Raw genomic sequence first — 16623 nt, 5'->3', positions numbered from 1 at the left:
CGGCTTTTCCGCGCGTGCCGACCTCCCCGGGGCAGCGCCGCGGGAGTGGCACGCCCCCTCGGGTCCACCCCCGGCACGCGCGGCACATCACCCCGAAGACGGGCCGACCGCACGCGCGTTCACGGCACGGGGCGTGCCCGCTCCACCACCGCGGCCAGATCCAGCGTGTGCGGCAGCGTCCCGAACGACGCCCCCCAGTCCCCACCCAGCCGCGAGGCGCAGAACGCGTCCGCCACCTCCGGCGGCGCCCAGCGCACCAGCAGCGCCCCCTGCAGCACCCGCGCCATCCGCTCCACGAGCCGGCGGGCCCGCGCCTCGATGCCCTCCAGGTCCGCCAGTTCGGTCAGCAGGTCCCGGATCGCCCGGTCGAGCCGGTGGTCCGCGCCGCGCGCCCGTCCCACCTCCCGAAGGAAGGCGTTCAGCGCCGCCGGCTCCCTCTGCAGCACCCGCAGCACGTCGAGCGCCTGGACGTTCCCCGCCCCCTCCCAGACCGAGTTCAGCGGCGACTCCCGCAGCAGCCGCGGCAGCCCCGACTCCTCCACGTAGCCGTTCCCGCCCAGGCACTCCAGCGCCTCCGCCACCACCGGCGTACACCGCTTCGTCACCCAGTACTTCGCCACCGGCACCGCGATCCGCGCCAGCGCCCGCTCCTCGTCGGTGTCCGCGTCGTACGCCGCCGCGAGCCGCAGCCCGAGCACCGTCGCCGCCTCCGACTCCAGGGCCAGATCGGCGAGCACGTTGCGCATCAGCGGCTTGTCCACCAGCAGCCCCCCGAACGCGCCGCGGTACGAGGCGTGGTGCACCGCCTGTGCCACCGCCTGCCGCATCAGCGCCGCCGAGCCCAGCACACAGTCGAGCCGGGTCGCCGCGACCATCCCGATGATCGTGCGGACCCCGCGCCCCTCCTCGCCGACCCGCCGCGCCCAGGTCGTCCCGTCGAACTCCACCTCGGCCGAGGCGTTCGACCGGTTGCCCAGCTTGTCCTTGAGCCGCTGGATCGCGAACGCGTTGCGCGTGCCGTCCGGCAGCACCCGGGGCAGCAGGAAGCAGGTCAGACCGTCGGGGGCCTGCGCCAGGACCAGGAAGCCGTCCGACATCGGCGCCGAACAGAACCACTTGTGCCCCGTCAGGACGTACGCCCCGTCCTCCGCCAACGGCTCCGCCCGGGTCGTGTTCGCCCGTACGTCGCTGCCGCCCTGCTTCTCCGTCATCCCCATCCCGAGCAGCACGCCCGTCTTCTCCAGGGGAGGCCGCAGCTCCGGCTCGTACACCCGCGAGGAGGCCAGCGGCTCCCAGACCGCCGCCAGCTCCGGATCCGCCCGCAGCGCCGGCACCGCCGCGTGCGTCATCGACAGCGGACAGCCGTGCCCCGCCTCCACCTGCGAGGCCAGCAGGAACGCCGCGGCCCGCCGCACATGACCACCCTGACGGCCCCACGCGTCCGTCAGGCCCATGGCCACCCCCCGGCCGAGCAGCCGGTGCCAGGACGGATGGAACTCCACCTCGTCGATCCGGTTCCCGTACCGGTCGTGCGTACGCAACCGCGGCGGACACGCGTTCGCCAGCGTCCCCCACTCCAGTGCCTGCGCCGAGCCCGCCGAGACGCCGAAGGCCGTCAGCTCCTCGTGCGCCGCCGCGTACGTCTCCGGTGGCAGATGCCGCTCCACGGCCTCGGCCAGGGCCCGGTCGGTCGCGAACATGTCGTATCCCACCAGGGGCGGAGCCTGGTTGGTCACGGTGTGGGTGCCGGGTGTCATGCCGATACGGTAAAGACGTGCAGGCAGCAAACGAAACACCCGAACGGTCCGAGCGGCGGCCCTGGAGCAGGCTCCACCGCGCTCGCGTCCTCTACCGCAACGTCTCGAAGCGGAAGATGGTCTGGCTGCTCCTCAAGGACACCGTGAACTCGTGCGTCGAGTACCGGATCCTCGGCCTCGCCGCCGAAGCCGCCTTCTTCACCCTGCTGTCCCTGCCTCCGCTGCTGCTCGGCCTGATCGCCCTCCTCGGCTACGCCGACGAGTGGACCAACACCGACACCGTCGCCAGCATCGAGGAGAACATCCTCCACGCCGCCGGAACGGTCCTCTCCGACCGGGGCGTCAACGAGATCGCCCGCCCCCTCCTGGAGGACGTCACCCAGGGCAAACGGCCCGATCTGATCTCCCTCGGCTTCGCCATCGCCCTGTGGTCCGGCTCCCGTGCCGTCAACGTCTTCATCGACACCATCACCGTCATGTACGGCCTCGACGGCCACCGCGGCATCGTGAAGACCCGGCTGCTGGCCTTCCTGCTCTACATCGTCGCCCTGCTCATCGGCGCCGTGGTGCTGCCGCTCGCCGTCGTCGGACCCGACCGGCTCGTCGAGCTCGTCCCCTGGGGCACCGAGGTCGTCTCCGTCCTGTACTGGCCGACCGTCATCCTGCTCTCCATCGCCTTCCTGACGACGCTGTACCACGTGTCGGTGCCCGTCCGCTCCCCGTGGATCGAGGACATCCCCGGCGCTCTCGTCGCCCTCGCCATGTGGGTGCTCGGCAGCTTCCTGCTCCGCATCTACCTCACCAGCCAGGTCGAGGGCCCCACCATCTACGGCTCCCTCGCCGCCCCCATCGCCGTCCTGCTGTGGATCGGCCTCACCGCCTTCGCCGTCCTCGTGGGCGCCGCCGTCAACGCGGCCATCGACCGCGTCTGGCCCTCCGTCGCCACCGCCGCCGCCCGCGAGGCCAACGAACGCGCCCGCGCCGCCCAGGCCGCCGACCTCGTCGCCCGGCTGCGCGCGGAGGCGGAGGACGTGGACGAGGACGACCCCGACATGCCCTCGGAGTTCCCCGAACGCTGGTCGAAGTTCCTGCCGCCGGACGACGTGAAGTCGCGGCTGCACGCGGGCTGGGAGAAGGAGTGACGCACCCCTGGGACGGACGCCCCAGGGACGGACGCCCCAGGGGCAGGCGCCCCAGGGACGGACGCCCCAGTGGCAAGCGCCCCTAGGGCAGCGGCACGCCCGGCCCCAGGCCCCCGGCTCGACCACAACCGTGTGCCGCCAGCCGCCAGCCGCCAGCCGCCAGCCGTCGCCGTGGTCGCCCCGAAGTCACGGCGCCTGGCGCGGGAGAGCCTCGCCTTCAACCCGTGCGAGACCAGGACCGTGACCACGACGACCGCGTCCGCCCCGGACGGACCGCGCGCCTCACGGCCCGCCCCCACCAGCGCGCCCGCCGCGGCCGCCGTCTCGTCATGGACGACCAGGGTCACCCGCACCGGCCGCCGGGCCGCCGCCGGAAGCTGCCCGGCCGGCTCGTACGGGAAGGTGTCCACGGCCCACTCCACGAGCCGTACCGGGTCCGTCCCCGGAGGGATCGGGGCGTACAGCGGCCGGAAGGCCCGCGCTCGCACGTGCCCGCCCCCGCACACCTCCCGCACCAGCGCGGTCGCCGTCTCCATGACCGCGTCGGTGCTGCGGGCGTAGCCCTGCGCCTCGACGACCGGCCACCCGGGCGACACCGCCTGCTGCGGCTGGTCCGGGGCGGCGAGCCGCTCCTCGGTCGACCCGCGCATCTCCACGAGCCGGCGCCGCTCGCCCTCCGCCCAGGCGCCGACGATCCCCAACCCGGAGCCCCGTACGAGCCCCGCGCCGTCGACCCGCACGTGCCAGGCGGGGGACCCCGTCAGCTCGCGCCGAGCGAGTCCCCGCCGGCCGCGGTGGCGGGCTCCGGCACCGAGACCGTGGTCTGCGGTCCCGAGCCGTTCGGGCTCCAGGAGAGCTTCACCGTCAGATGCCCCTCGACCGCCGTCTTCGCGATGACGGCCCCCGCCTCGGCCGTCAGCTTCACCCCGAACTCCAGCTCCACGCCGTCCGGCCGGAGCGAGCCGCCGCGGAAGGCGGCCAGCGCCGACTCGGCGGCCGAGCGGATGCCCGCGAGCGCCTCGTCGAGGGTCTGGCCCGCGCGCACCAGCGAGTTGCCGCCGCGCGAGACGGGCCGGGCGCCCGGCTGGTCGCCGTCCGCCTCGACGAGGACCGCGCCGCCCGCCGTGCCGAACTCCATCAGTGTGCCCACAACTACCCCCGAGGACCGAACAGTTGGCTCGGGCATCATTCTGTCCGACGGTCCCTTCCGTGTCAGCGGATCCGCGACGGCACCGGCGCCGCGGAAAATGCTTGGCGCGTGCCGTGGGGCCTCCGCTACGGTGATCCGGACACCGCGGAGACCGCGGTCAGGAGACCATCACGACCAGGAGGTGTGACCGATGGCTGTCGTCACGACGGGCGCCGCCCGCATCCAGATGCTTGTCCACTCCACCTCCGTGGCCACCGGCTGATCCGACTCGACTCGACCGCGCGCGACGCGCGGCGCCGGGGCCACCCCTGTGAAGGGTCCCCCTTGTCTTTCTCGTCTTTCCCGTCCTTCTCCACCCCGCGTTCCACCACGGACACGTCCGTCCTGCCCGCCTACGGCTGGGACGACGCCTGGGCGGCCGAGTTCGCCCCGTACGCCGCGCAGGGGCTGTTGCCCGGCCGTGTCGTCCGGGTCGACCGCGGCCAGTGCGACCTCGTCACGGAGGCGGGGCTCGTCCGCGCGGACACCGCCTTCGTGACCCCGCACGACCCGTTGCGGGTGATCTGCACCGGCGACTGGGCCGCCGTCGACCCCGAGGGCGTGGGCGATCCGCGGTACGTGCGGGCCTGTCTGCCCCGCCGTACCGCGTTCGCCCGGTCCACCTCGTCCAAGCGGTCCGAGGGGCAGATCCTCGCCGCCAACGTCGACCACGCGATCATCACGGTCTCGCTCGCCGTCGAGCTCGACCTCGGGCGCATCGAGCGCTTCCTCGCCCTCGCCTGGGAGTCCGGGGCCCAGCCCCTCGTCGTCCTCAGCAAGGCCGACCTGGTGCCCGACCCCGTCGGTCTGTCCTACCTGGTCGAGGACGTGGAGACGGTGGCCCCCGGGGTCCAGGTCCTGCCCGTCAGCTCTCTGACCGGGGAGGGGCTCGATGTGCTCCACGCCGTCGCCGCGGGCGGGACGAGCGTGCTGCTCGGCGTCTCCGGCGCCGGCAAGTCGACCCTCGCCAACACCCTGCTCGGCCGGGACGTGATGGAGGTCCAGGCGGCCCGTGACGTGGACGGCAAGGGCCGCCACACCACCACCACGCGCAACCTGCTCGTGCTGCCCGGCGGCGGGGTGCTCATCGACACGCCCGGGCTGCGGGGCGTCGGCCTCTGGGACGCCGAGGCGGGCGTCGGGCAGGTCTTCGCCGAGATCGAGGAGCTCGCCGCCGACTGCCGCTTCCCGGACTGCGCCCACGAGACGGAGCCCGGCTGCGCCGTCACCGCCGCGATCGCGGACGGGTCACTGCCCGAGCGGCGCCTCGACAGCTACCGCAAGCTGCTCCGCGAGAACCAGCGCCTCGCCGCCAAGACCGACGCCCGCCTGCGCACCGAGATGCTCAAGGACTGGAAGCGCAAGGGCGCGGAGGGGCGCGCGGCGATGGACCTCAAGCGGGGCCGGTTCCGGTAGGCCGGGCGGGGCGTGGCGGGGCGGCGCGGGGCGGGGCGCGGCGCGGCGGAGCCGGGGGCCGGCCCGGTGCGGCCCTGGCCCCGGCCGGGCAGGCTGCCCGGGGCCCGCGCCCAGGGCGCGGGCCCCGGGCGCGCTGCGCTGGCAGGCCCCGCCCCCGACTCCGCCCCGGCCCCCCGACTCCGCCCCGGGCCCCGGCTCCGCCTCCGGCTCCGCGTCCGAAAACCGCCAGCCGGTCCCCGAGGGGTCCCGCACACTGGAACCCATGACGCAGCAGACGCGCACGCCGTCGGTCCGGGTCGCCGGTGAGGACCCTCGCTACGAAGCGGTCAGCAGCCGGGACGCACGGTTCGACGGGGTGTTCTTCTTCGCCGTCTCCACCACCGGCATCTACTGCCGTCCCAGCTGCCCCGCCGTCACCCCCAAACGGCAGAACGTCAGCTTCTTCCCCACCGCCGCGGCCGCCCAGGGCCACGGTTTCCGGGCCTGCCGCCGCTGCCGCCCCGACGCCGTGCCGGGCTCCGCCGAGTGGAACGTCAGGGCCGACGTCGTCGGGCGCGCCGTGCGCATGATCGGCGACGGCGTCGTCGACCGCGAGGGCGTGCCCGGCCTCGCCGGCCGCCTCGGCTACAGCGCCCGGCAGGTGCAGCGCCAGCTCACCGCCGAGCTCGGTGCCGGGCCCGTCGCCCTCGCCCGCGCCCAGCGCGCCCACACCGCCCGACTCCTGCTGCAGACCACCGGGCTGCCCGTCACCGAGATCGCCTTCGCGGCGGGCTTCGCCAGCGTCCGGCAGTTCAACGACACCATCCGCGCGATCTACGCCCGCACCCCCACCCAGCTCCGCGAGGAGTCCGGCACCGGCACGGGACCGCGCACCGCGCTCGCCGCCGGGGTGCCGCTGCGGCTCGCCTACCGGGGCCCGTACGCCGCCGGGGAGGTCTTCGACCTGCTCGCCGCCGACACCGTACCCGGCATCGAGGAGGTCGTCGGGGCCCCCGGCGCCCGCACCTACCGGCGCACCCTGCGCCTGCCCTACGGCACCGGGATCGTCTCCGTGGACGAGCGCTCCCCGGGGCGCTGGCTGGAAGCCCGCATCCACCTCACCGAGCTGCGCGACCTCACCACCGCCGTCCAGCGGCTGCGCCGGCTCCTCGACCTGGACGCCGACCCGTACGCGGTCGCGGAACGGCTCGGCGCCGACCCCGCGCTCGCCGCCGAGGTCGCCGCCCGGCCGGGCGTCCGCTCGCCGGGCACGGCCGAGCCGGAGGAGTTCGCCGTACGGGCGCTCGTCGGCCGCGAGGAGGCCGCCCGGCTCGTCGCGGACCACGGCACCCCGCTGGAGACCGTCTGCGGCACCCTCAGCCATGTCTTCCCCGAGCCCGCGGCCCTCACCGGCCACCCCGTCGCGGGCCCGCTGGCCGCCGCGCTCGTCGAGGGGACCGTACGGCTCGACCCGGGCGCCGACCGCGCCGCCACCGCCGCCGCCCTGGCCGGCGTCCCCGGCATGACCGCGCGGGCCGCCGCCGCGATCCGCACCCGCGCCCTCGGCGACCCCGACGTGACCCCCGACGGCCTCGCGGACCACCCGGAGTGGGGGCCCTGGCGCTCGTACGCCGGGCGCTACCTGCGCGCCGAGGTCTGAGCGCGGGGGAGCGGGGGAGCGGGGGAGCGAGGGAGCGGGGGGAGCGGGAATGCGGGGATCAGCCCCAGATCACCGCCCCCGCCCATGCGCCGACGATCAGCAGGCACGCGAAGAGCTCGACCAGCACGCTCGTCCCCGCCGCCCGCATCACCGCGCGGGTGGCGGCCCGCGCCTGGCCGTGACCGCCCAGGCGCAGCCGCTCGGAGAGGTAGATGCCGCCGACGAAGCCGGGGATCGCGCCGAGGACCGGGACCAGCACGAAGCCCAGGACCGCGCCCACCCCCGCGTACGCGACCATCCGCCGGGTGATGCCGACGCCGCGGAAACGGCGCGGCGGCAGCTGCCACACGACCACCTGGGTGAGGAGCAGCAGGCCCGTCGAGGAGACCAGGAGGATCCAGGCGAGCCCGGTCTGTTCGTGCAGCGACCACCACAGCACGGCCGCCCACACCAGCCACGTCCCCGGCACGCCGGGCGTCAGCACCCCGAACAGTCCGAGCAGCATCACCATCGCGATCAGCAGGAGCTGCCACACACCCATCTGCCAAGGGTGCAGGAATTCCGGTGTTCTCGCAGGTCGCGAGGGGCGTACGGGTCAGGGGGCAAGCGGTATCGCGGCCGCGACCGGATGCCGGTCGCGGCGGCTGATCAGCGGAAAGACGATCTTCAGGGAGGTCTCGCTGTACGGCGAGGAGAGGACGAAGGAGGAGTTGAGGATCCGTTCCCTGATCTCCGAACGGAAGAGGTGCGCGCGCTGGATCGTCATTCGGTGCCCGACCGGCTTCGCGAAGTTGGGGTCGGCCTCGAAGATCAGGAGCCGGCGGTCGGTCATCGCGAGGTACATCGGCGTCGGCACCGGGACCACCGCCAGCGCCCCGCCGCTCGCGATGGCCGAGGCCACGCCGAACGCGGCCGTCCGGCGCACCGAGACGGTGCTCAGGCCCACGATGGTCGTCACCTCCACCTGCTCCCCCGGCTCCAGCATCGGAGTGACGGCGGCCAGCAGGGCGCGACGGCGCCTTCCGTTCATGCGGGGTGCTCCTGACGGGGGAGGGGGCAGGGAGGAGGGATGAAAACCGGCCGCCACCTTACGGCCAGCCCCGGCCACGCCCACCGCCGGGCCCCACCCCGCGGCCCGGCATCGCGGTCGGGCTCCGTGGTCCGGCTCCGCGAGCCCACCTCACGGCCCGGCGTCGCGTCCCGGCGTCGCGGCGCGGCCTCGCGGCCCCACCTCGTGGCCCGGCCTGGGGGCCCACCCCGCGCCCCGCCCCGCGGCCCCACCCCGTGAGCACCGCCCCTACTGCCGCGCCACCCACCCCTTCTCGTACGCGTGCCACCCCAGCTGCAACCGCGTCGTCACGCCCGTCAGTTCCATCAGGCCCTTCACCCGCCGCTGCACCGTCCGCAGCCCGAGGTCCAGCTGCTTCGCCACGCTCGCGTCGGTCATCCCGGCCAGCAGCAGCGACAGGATCTCCAGGTCCGTCGGGTCCGGGCCCGGCGTCTCCTCCTCCGTCACCTGGGCGCCCGCGCCGAGCCGCAGCGGCAGGGCCTCGCGCCAGACCGACTCGAAGAGGCCCATCAGCGATTCGAGCAGGCCGCTGGCGTGCACCACGAGCGCGGCCGGCTCGGCGCCGCGGCCGGTGAGCGGGACCATGGCGAGGGTGCGGTCCGCGACCACCAGCTTCGTCGGCACCCGGTCCACGATCCGGATCTGCTCCTCGCGGCCGAGCGCCGCCGTCAGCTCCATCAGGCCCGAGGGCAGGGTCAGCACCTCGCGCTCGATCACCACGCGGTAGCGCACCCCGCGCTCCGCGGCCAGCGCCTCGGCGTCGTTCTCCAGTCCGGACACGGCGATCGGCTTGCCCGTGACCAGGGCGCAGACCTCCTCGGTCGCGCCGAGCTGCAGCTGCAGGAAGCGGTGGGTGACGGCGCTCGCGCCGGTCACCACCTCGACCAGGTCGTGCACGGCGGGCTCGGTCGCCTCCGCGCGGTACTCCTGCGCCAGCAGCGCCGCCGCCAGCTCCGCCTGCTCCAGCTCGTGCCGCTGCTGGGTGAGCAGCGCGCCGAGTGCCACCCCGGGCGGGGCGGCGACCCAGCGCCCGGTACGCGCCGAGGACTGCGCGGCCAGGCCCTGGGACTCCAGCCGGCGCAGGGCCCGTTCGGTGTCGGTCTCCGGCAGGGCGAGCCGGTGCGCCAGGTCGGAGACCTCCGCCGCGCCCAGCGCGACGAGCGCGCGGTAGGCGGACTCCTGCCGTTCGTCGAGACCTATCGCTCCCAGCATCGCTGACCCCACCCCTCGCCAGACGTCCCCGGACGACCCGGACATTCCCGGGAGGGCCGTCGGACGCGTTCGTTCCGTTGGTGCGCTGGCGGGAATCGGCCACGGCGCATTCCCGCCTCGCCCATCCTGCCTGCACCACCCTCACCTCTGCCAATGTGGCGCCACCGCAGCACCAACAGCCTCCGGACATGGGCCCCTTATGTCCTCATGCCCGGAATCAGATGGGGAGAGCGATGCGTCCGATTTCGCGTACGGCCCTCGGGGCGGCGACCGCCGCCGTCCTGGCCGTCACCGCGGTCGCGGCGTCCGCGGCCGCAGCGCCGCAGGACGACCGGGCGACCGGCAAGCGACCGCTGGTCGGCAGCCAGGCGGGCGACGGCGGCGCGCAGACGCCCGCCACGGTCACCCTGGTGACCGGCGACCGGGTCCTGCTCACCCGCGACGCCGCCGGCGCCCCGACCGCCGCCGCGCTGCCCCGCGAGGACGGCAGCGTCCCGTTCGTCCAGACCCGCCGCTCCGGGCAGGACCTCTACGTCTACCCCGAGGGCGCCGCCGCCGCGCTCGCCGCCGGCCGCGTCGACGAGGAGCTCTTCAACGTCACCGGCCTGGTCCGGCAGGGATACGACGACGCCGGCTCCGCCACCATCCCGCTGATCGCCGTCTACGGCACGGATCCGGCCACCGCCCGCACGCTGCCGCCCGCCCCGCGGGGCGCCACCCGGGGGCAGCTCCTCAGGACCGTCGACGCCGTCGTCCTCAAGGCCGACAAGAAGCAGGCCGCCACCTTCTGGACCGACGTCACCGCGCCCGCCGCCCGCGGCGGGAACGCGGCGAGCGGCTTGAAGAAGCTGTGGCTCGACCGCAAGGTCCAGGCCACCCTGGAGCGTTCGACCGCCCAGGTGCACGCCCCCGAGGCCTGGGCCGCCGGCTACGACGGCACCGGCACCAAGGTCGCCGTCCTCGACACCGGCGCCGACGCCGACCACCCCGACCTCAAGGGCCGGATCGTCGCCGCGGAGAACTTCACCGACTCCGACAGCGCCGACGACCGCCAGGGCCACGGCACCCACACCATCTCCACCGTCGGCGGCTCCGGCGCGGCGAGCGGCGGCAGGAAGCGGGGCGTCGCGCCCGGCGCCGCCCTGCTCAACGGCAAGGTCCTCAACGACTCCGGCTCCGGCGCCACCTCCTGGATCATCGCCGGCATGGAGTGGGCCGTCGCCCAGGGCGCCGACGTCGTCTCCATGAGCCTCGGCAACCCGTCCGAGACCGACTGCACCGACCCGATGAGCACCGCCGCCGAACAACTCGCCCAGCACAGCGGCACCCTGTTCGTGGTCGCCGCCGGGAACACCGGGCCCGGCAACAACACCGTCTCCTCGCCCGGCTGCGCGCCGAGCGTCCTGACCGTCGGCGCCACCGACCGCGACGACTCCACCGCGTACTTCTCCAGCCGGGGCCCGGCGGCCGACGCCGCCCACACCCTCAAGCCCGAGATCGCCGCTCCCGGCGTCGGGATCTCCGCCGCGGCGGCCGGCGGCCGCGGCGTCTACGCCTACCGGTCGATGTCCGGCACCTCGATGGCCACCCCGCACGTCGCGGGCGCCGCCGCCATCGTCAGGCAGCGCCACCCCGACTGGACCGCCCGGCAGATCAAGGCCGCCCTCGTCTCCTCCGCCGACAGCGGCGTCCCCGGCGACACCCGCGAGGTCGGCGGCGGCCGCCTCGACGTCAAGGCCGCCGTCGACCAGACCGTCCTGGGCGCCCCCGCCGTCCAGGGCGGCACCTTCGCCTGGCCGCAGGCCGCCGCCGACCGCACCACGGTCGCCGTCCCGTACACCAACACCGGCGACCGGCCCGTCACCCTCTCCCTCGCCGTCGAGAGGCTCACCGGCAACGACGGCTCCGCCGTCAGGTCCCCCGTCGCCCGGCTCGGCGCGCGCACCGTCACCGTCCCGGCCGGTGCCACCGTCGAGGTCCCGCTGCGCATCGACCCGGCCGCCCACCTGGAGCGCGCCCAGTACGGCGACGTCACCGGCCGCGTGGTCGCCACCGGCGCCGCCGGTCTCCACGTCGCCACCCCGTTCGCGCTCTACGTCGAGCCCGAGACCCTCACCCTGCGCGTCAAGCTGATCGACCGTCAGGGAAGGCCCGCGGACGGCTCCTCCTCGCTCGACGTCATCGGCACCGACGACGCCACCGGCTCCCGCCGCTTCAACGAGGGCTCCGCCGACCAGGTCTACCGGCTGCGCGCCGGGCGCTACTTCCTCTCCTCCTTCGTCACCACCCCCGACCCGGGCGAGGGCGCCACGCTGAACGACTCGCTCAGCTACCTGGCCCGCCCGCAGCTGGAGCTGAAGAAGGACACCACCGTCGTCCTCGACGCCCGCAAGGCCCACCGGCTCGCGATCGACACCGACCGTCCGTCCGAACTCCGCGGCGCCACCCTCGCGTTCGCCCGCTCCTGGGACGACACCTGGCTGCACGCCGGCACCGCGGCGGGACCGCGCACCCTGCGCGGCTACTACGCCCGGGTCGAGGGTCGCGCCGACGACGGCAGCTTCGAGTTCGGCAGCTACTGGCGCGCCGCCGCCCCGCAGATCGAGCGGCTCGCGACGGGCGACGGACTGCTCCTGCACCCGCTGACCGCCACCCTCGGCTCCGACAACCTCGACGGCACCGGCTCCGCCCGGCTCGTCGACGCGGGCACCGGCACCCCCGACGAGCTCAAGGCCGCCGGAGTCCAGGGCCGCATCGCGCTGGTCCGGCTCCCGGACGCCGCCACCAGCGCCGTCACCGTCGCCCGCAACGCCCAGGCGGCCGGAGCCCTCGCCGTCGTCGCGTACCACCAGGCCGCCGGCCGCTGGTACCCCGGAGGCGGCTTCGGCGCCCTCGGCCTGCCCGTCGTCTCCGTCCCGGCCGGCGAGGCCACCGCGCTGCTCGGCAGGCTCGCCGCGGGCGAGGTCACCCTCTCCTGGAAGGCCACCGCCAAGAGCCCCTACCTCTACACCCTGGCCTTCCCCGAGACCCGCCCGGTCCGCGACGACCGGACCTACCGGGTCGAGGACCGCGAGCTCGGCCGCACCGAGGCGCGGTACGGCTCGTCCGGCATCGCCGCCGACTTCGTCGCCTTCCCGGCCGCCTACCGCCCCGACGGCTCCGCCGTCTCCTTCGGCTCGCTGGAGACCGTCCCGGCACCCGGCACCCGCACCGAGTACTACACCGCGGGCGACACGGCATGGCAGCAGCTGACCGGCAGCAGCTTCCCGTTCGGCGAGCTGATGGTCGGACAGCGGCACGCCTACACCCCGGGCGAGCGGCGCACCGAGCGCTGGTACGACGGCGTCATCGCCCCCACCGCCCCGCGCGACACGACCGGTGCCCCGGTCCTCGTCGCCGAGCGCCAGGGCAACCTCATCGGATTCGCCGCCGCCATGTGGGGCGACTCCACCCACCACGCCGAGGCCGCCTCCTTCGGCGACATCGGCAACCTCAGCCTGAGCAGGGACGGCGAGCTCCTCGACCGCAGCTCCTGGCCGTCCGGGGTGTTCGAGGTGCCGGCCGAGCCCGGCACGTACACGCTCGAACAGAACACCACGAAGATCGGCAGCAAGGTGTGGGCCCGCTCCACCTCCGTCAACTCGGTATGGAAATTCACCTCCAAGCTTGACGAGAGCGTCTATTCTCAGGGCATCCCGATTCTCTTCCCCCGGTACGACCTTCCGGAGGACGGACTCAAGACCCTCGCCGCGGCGGACGGCCAGCAGATCGGCCTCAGCGCGACGGGTCACGCGGGCTACACCCCCGCGGACATCACCTCGGCCAGGCTCTCCTACTCCTACGACGAGGGCACGACCTGGACCGCGGCCCGGGTGTCCCGGCAGGGCAGCGGCTGGACCGCGACCGTGAACCACGCGGACGCGACCGGCCGGCACGTCACCCTGAGGGCCGAACTGACGGACGCCAACGGCAACTCCGTCACCCAGACCGTGATCCGCGCTTACGACGTGCGCTGATCACGCCGGTCCGCCGGGCGTCCTTCCCGTGGGGGGTGGGGTCGCCCGGCGGACCACTTCTCCGTCGCCGGCCGTTTCCACGCATCAGTTTCCGCGCATCCGTTTCCGCGACACGTTTCCGCGACACATTTCCGGATGTCCCGTTTTCTGACGGCCTGTGCGGTGGACAATAAGGGCATGACTCAGCAGGGGGACCACTGGTGGGACAAGCTCTATGACGCGTCGGCCCCGGACACGGGGCCCGTCCCCACGTCCGAAAGCCTCGACGACCGCTTCGACTCCGTCCTGACGGACCCGGCGCCGCCGCCCGAGCCGCCCGCCCTCCAGGTCCCGGCGCCGCCGCCCGAGCCACCCGCCCTCCAGGTCCCGGCGCCCCGCCCCCGTACCGGACACGTCGGAAGCCGGCCGCCCACCTACGACGCCGAGCCCACCACCCTGCCCGCCGCCCGGCCCGGCGAGCTCGACGAGCTCGTCGCGGACACCGTGCTCGACGGGGCCCGCTACGGCGCCTACACCCTGCGCGCCGCCTCCGTACGCGGCGACTCCGCCCGCTTCCGCGGCGAACCCCGCCGCGACGCCCTGCTCACCGCGCGCTTCGGCCAGGACGAGGCCGCCCTCGTCCTCGTCGCCGTCGCCGCCGGACGGCGCGCCGCCGAGCAGACGCACCTCGCCGCCGCCGACCTCTGCCGCTGGATCGCCGAATCCGTCGGCCGCAGCCACGCCCGGCTCTCCGAGGACATCCGCTCCGGCCGCCGCGGCGACCTCAAGTCGGGTCTCCACCGGCTCACCGACCGCGCCTACGGCCGCCTGCGCGCCCGCGCCGCCGAGCGCGGACTCGACCCGGAGGAGTACACCGCGGGCCTGCGCTGCCTGCTGCTCTCCGCCGACCCCGCCTGCCGCACCCGGGTCTTCTTCGGCATCGGCCCCGGCGGCCTCTTCCGGCTGCGCGACGGGGCCTGGCAGGACATCGAGCCGCTGCTCCCCGACGCCTCGGCCACCGTCGGCGCCCCCGTCGTCGGCTTCGGCTCGCCGCCCGCGGCGCCACCCGAGGCCACCGAGGAGGGCGATCGGCTCACCATGGACCTCGGCATCGCCACCGCCCCCGGTCCCCTCGTGGAGGAACCCGTCCAGCCGCCCGCCGAACCGTTCCGCTTCCGCGCCTCCGTCGCCCGCCCGGGCGACACCCTGCTGCTCGCCTCCCACGGACTGGCCGAGCCGCTGCGCGGCGAACCCGCCCTCGCCCGGGAGCTCGCCGCCCGCTGGGCCGGCGCCGAGCCGCCCGGCCTCGCCGCCTTCCTCGCCGACACCCAGCTGCGCGTCACCGGCTACGCCGACGACCGTACGGGGGTGGCGGTCTGGGAGGCGTAACCCCCGCGGCCATGGGTTGATGGATCCATGGCCAAACAGAATGTCGCAGAACAGTTCGTCGACATCCTCGTCCGCGCGGGCGTCCAGCGTCTCTACGGAGTGGTCGGCGACAGCCTGAACCCGGTCGTCGACGCGATCCGCCGCAACTCCGCCATCGACTGGATCCAGGTGCGGCACGAGGAGGTCGCCGCCTTCGCCGCCGGCGCGGAGGCCCAGATCACCGGCCGGCTCGCCGCCTGCGCGGGCTCCTGCGGCCCGGGCAACCTGCACCTCATCAACGGCCTGTACGACGCCCACCGCTCCATGGCCCCGGTGCTCGCCCTCGCCTCCCACATCCCCTCCAGCGAGATCGGCCTCGGCTACTTCCAGGAGACCCACCCCGACCAGCTGTTCCGCGAGTGCAGCCACTACAGCGAGCTGATCTCGCACCCGAAGCAGATGCCCCGGCTGCTGCAGACCGCGATCCAGCACGCGGTCGGCCAGAGCGGCGTCAGCGTGGTCTCGCTGCCCGGCGACATCGCCTCCGAACCCGCCCCCGAGAAGACCGTCCAGAACGCCCTGGTCACCTCCCGGCCCACCGTGCGCCCCGGCGACGCCGAGATCGACGCCCTGGTCCGGATGATCGACTCCGCCGAACGGGTGGCGCTGTTCTGCGGCAGCGGCACCGCCGGCGCCCACGCCGAGGTGATGCAGTTCGCCGAGCGGGTGAAGTCGCCCGTCGGGCACGCCCTGCGCGGCAAGGAGTGGATCCAGTACGACAATCCGTACGACGTCGGCATGAGCGGACTGCTCGGCTACGGCGCCGCCTACGAGGCCACCCACGAGTGCGACCTGCTGATCCTGCTCGGCACGGACTTCCCGTACAACGCCTTCCTGCCGGACGACGTCAAGATCGTCCAGGTCGACGTCCGGCCCGAACGCCTCGGCCGGCGCTCCCGGCTCGACCTCGCGGTCTGGGGGGACGTCCGGGAGACCCTGCGCTGTGTCATCCCGCGCGTGCGGGCCAAGACGGACCGCCGCTTCCTGGACAAGATGCTGAAGAAGCACGCCGACGCCCTGGAGGGCGTCGTCAAGGCGTACACCCGCAAGGTGGAGAAGCACATGCCGATCCACCCCGAGTACGTCGCCTCCGTCCTGGACGAACTGGCCGACGACGACGCGGTGTTCACCGTCGACACCGGCATGTGCAACGTCTGGGCGGCACGCTACGTCTCGCCCAACGGACGCCGCCGGATCATCGGCTCCTTCAGCCACGGCTCCATGGCCAACGCGCTGCCCCAGGCGATCGGCGCCCAGTTCACGGACCGCGGCCGCCAGGTCGTCTCGATGTCCGGCGACGGCGGCTTCTCCATGCTGATGGGAGACTTCCTCACCCTGGTCCAGTACGACCTGCCGGTGAAGGTGATCCTCTTCAACAACTCCTCGCTCGGCATGGTCGAGCTGGAGATGCTGGTGGCCGGTCTTCCCTCGTACGGAACCACGAACAAGAACCCCGACTTCGCCGCCATCGCCCGCGCGGCCGGCGCCTACGGGGTGCGGGTGGAGAAGCCCAAGCAGCTGGCCGGAGCCCTCAAGGACGCCTTCAAGCACAAGGGCCCGGCCCTGGTGGACATCGTCACCGACCCCAACGCGCTCTCCATCCCGCCGAAGATCAGCGCCGAGATGGTGACCGGTTTCGCCCTCTCCGCCAGCAAGATCGTCCTCGACGGGGGAGTGGGCCGGATGCTCCAGATGGCCCGATCCAATCTGCGCAACGTGCCCCGGCCCTGACGGCCGGTCGCGCTCGTGAATGCGGGCCTCCCCGTGGGGCATGCA

General features: G+C 74.3%; 12 protein-coding genes. 7 read left to right on the top strand and 5 right to left on the bottom strand.

From position 1 onward, the window contains the following. Positions 1–119 precede the first annotated feature (119 nt). A complete protein-coding gene (locus ACH414_RS27940; RefSeq protein ID WP_398943820.1) occupies positions 120–1757 on the bottom strand; it encodes an acyl-CoA dehydrogenase family protein in 1638 nt (545 codons plus the stop codon). A gap of 17 nt (positions 1758–1774) precedes the next feature. On the opposite strand from ACH414_RS27940, the gene ACH414_RS27935 reads away from it, so the two are divergent. Further along, positions 1775–2899: a YihY/virulence factor BrkB family protein gene (locus ACH414_RS27935; protein WP_382545920.1), complete on the top strand. Its 1125-nt coding sequence runs from the start codon at positions 1775–1777 to the stop codon at positions 2897–2899. Positions 2900–3139: 240 nt separating this feature from the next. Beyond that, positions 3140–3460 (top strand): hypothetical protein, encoded by a 321-nt coding sequence (locus ACH414_RS27930; RefSeq protein WP_398943818.1) that lies wholly within the window; start codon positions 3140–3142, stop codon positions 3458–3460. A gap of 199 nt (positions 3461–3659) precedes the next feature. On the opposite strand, the gene ACH414_RS27925 is transcribed toward ACH414_RS27930, so the two are convergent. Then, on the bottom strand, positions 3660–4049 hold the full coding sequence (locus ACH414_RS27925) for a CU044_2847 family protein (RefSeq protein WP_398943816.1): 390 nt from the start codon (positions 4047–4049) through the stop codon (positions 3660–3662). A 324-nt stretch (positions 4050–4373) separates the two neighbouring features. Between ACH414_RS27925 and rsgA the strand changes: the two genes are divergently transcribed. Then, positions 4374–5504, top strand: coding sequence for a ribosome small subunit-dependent GTPase A (gene rsgA, locus ACH414_RS27920; protein WP_382545930.1), 1131 nt, complete (start codon positions 4374–4376; stop codon positions 5502–5504). Positions 5505–5766: 262 nt separating this feature from the next. Beyond that, entirely contained in the window at positions 5767–7143 is a 1377-nt protein-coding gene (locus tag ACH414_RS27915) for an AlkA N-terminal domain-containing protein (protein ID WP_398943814.1), read from the top strand. 58 nt (positions 7144–7201) lie between these two features. Here the strand turns inward: ACH414_RS27915 and ACH414_RS27910 are convergent, their stop codons facing one another. The 3 genes from ACH414_RS27910 to ACH414_RS27900 form a co-directional block, all read right to left on the bottom strand. Further along, on the bottom strand, positions 7202–7684 hold the full coding sequence (locus ACH414_RS27910) for a DUF456 domain-containing protein (RefSeq protein ID WP_382545936.1): 483 nt from the start codon (positions 7682–7684) through the stop codon (positions 7202–7204). A 54-nt stretch (positions 7685–7738) separates the two neighbouring features. Further along, entirely contained in the window at positions 7739–8173 is a 435-nt protein-coding gene (locus ACH414_RS27905; RefSeq protein WP_382545939.1) for a hypothetical protein, read from the bottom strand. Between the two features lie 267 nt (positions 8174–8440). Beyond that, on the bottom strand, positions 8441–9424 hold the full coding sequence (locus tag ACH414_RS27900; RefSeq protein ID WP_382545942.1) for a helix-turn-helix domain-containing protein: 984 nt from the start codon (positions 9422–9424) through the stop codon (positions 8441–8443). A 233-nt stretch (positions 9425–9657) separates the two neighbouring features. Here ACH414_RS27900 and ACH414_RS27895 point away from each other — a divergent pair, with 233 nt between their 5' ends. The 3 genes from ACH414_RS27895 to ACH414_RS27885 all read left to right on the top strand — a co-directional run bounded on the left by ACH414_RS27895 (position 9658) and on the right by ACH414_RS27885 (position 16578). Continuing rightward, complete coding sequence (locus ACH414_RS27895; RefSeq protein ID WP_398943811.1) at positions 9658–13440, top strand: S8 family peptidase; 3783 nt, start codon at positions 9658–9660, stop codon at positions 13438–13440. A gap of 177 nt (positions 13441–13617) precedes the next feature. Beyond that, positions 13618–14808 carry a protein phosphatase 2C domain-containing protein gene (locus ACH414_RS27890; protein WP_398943809.1) on the top strand — a complete coding sequence of 397 codons (1191 nt, stop codon included), beginning with the start codon at positions 13618–13620 and terminating at the stop codon, positions 14806–14808. Between the two features lie 27 nt (positions 14809–14835). Further along, positions 14836–16578, top strand: coding sequence for a pyruvate dehydrogenase (locus ACH414_RS27885; protein WP_398943808.1), 1743 nt, complete (start codon positions 14836–14838; stop codon positions 16576–16578). Positions 16579–16623: the final 45 nt, after the last annotated feature.

Origin of the sequence: Streptomyces sp. NPDC020422 (assembly GCF_044386705.1) — a bacterium.
Classification (GTDB): Bacteria; Actinomycetota; Actinomycetes; order Streptomycetales; family Streptomycetaceae; genus Streptomyces.
The sequence above is the reverse complement of the archived record's forward strand: the minus strand, read 5'-3'. Positions and strand labels throughout refer to the sequence as shown.

Bases quoted from the DNA above. Each gene is read 5' to 3' on its own strand.
- ACH414_RS27940 (WP_398943820.1), bottom strand. From the start codon at position 1,757: ATGACACCCGGCACCCACACCGTGACCAACCAGGCTCCGCCCCTGGTG.
- ACH414_RS27915 (WP_398943814.1), top strand. From the start codon at position 5,767: ATGACGCAGCAGACGCGCACGCCGTCGGTCCGGGTCGCCGGTGAGGAC.
- ACH414_RS27910 (WP_382545936.1), bottom strand. From the start codon at position 7,684: ATGGGTGTGTGGCAGCTCCTGCTGATCGCGATGGTGATGCTGCTCGGA.
- ACH414_RS27905 (WP_382545939.1), bottom strand. From the start codon at position 8,173: ATGAACGGAAGGCGCCGTCGCGCCCTGCTGGCCGCCGTCACTCCGATG.
- ACH414_RS27900 (WP_382545942.1), bottom strand. From the start codon at position 9,424: ATGCTGGGAGCGATAGGTCTCGACGAACGGCAGGAGTCCGCCTACCGC.
- ACH414_RS27895 (WP_398943811.1), top strand. From the start codon at position 9,658: ATGCGTCCGATTTCGCGTACGGCCCTCGGGGCGGCGACCGCCGCCGTC.
- ACH414_RS27890 (WP_398943809.1), top strand. From the start codon at position 13,618: ATGACTCAGCAGGGGGACCACTGGTGGGACAAGCTCTATGACGCGTCG.
- ACH414_RS27885 (WP_398943808.1), top strand. From the start codon at position 14,836: ATGGCCAAACAGAATGTCGCAGAACAGTTCGTCGACATCCTCGTCCGC.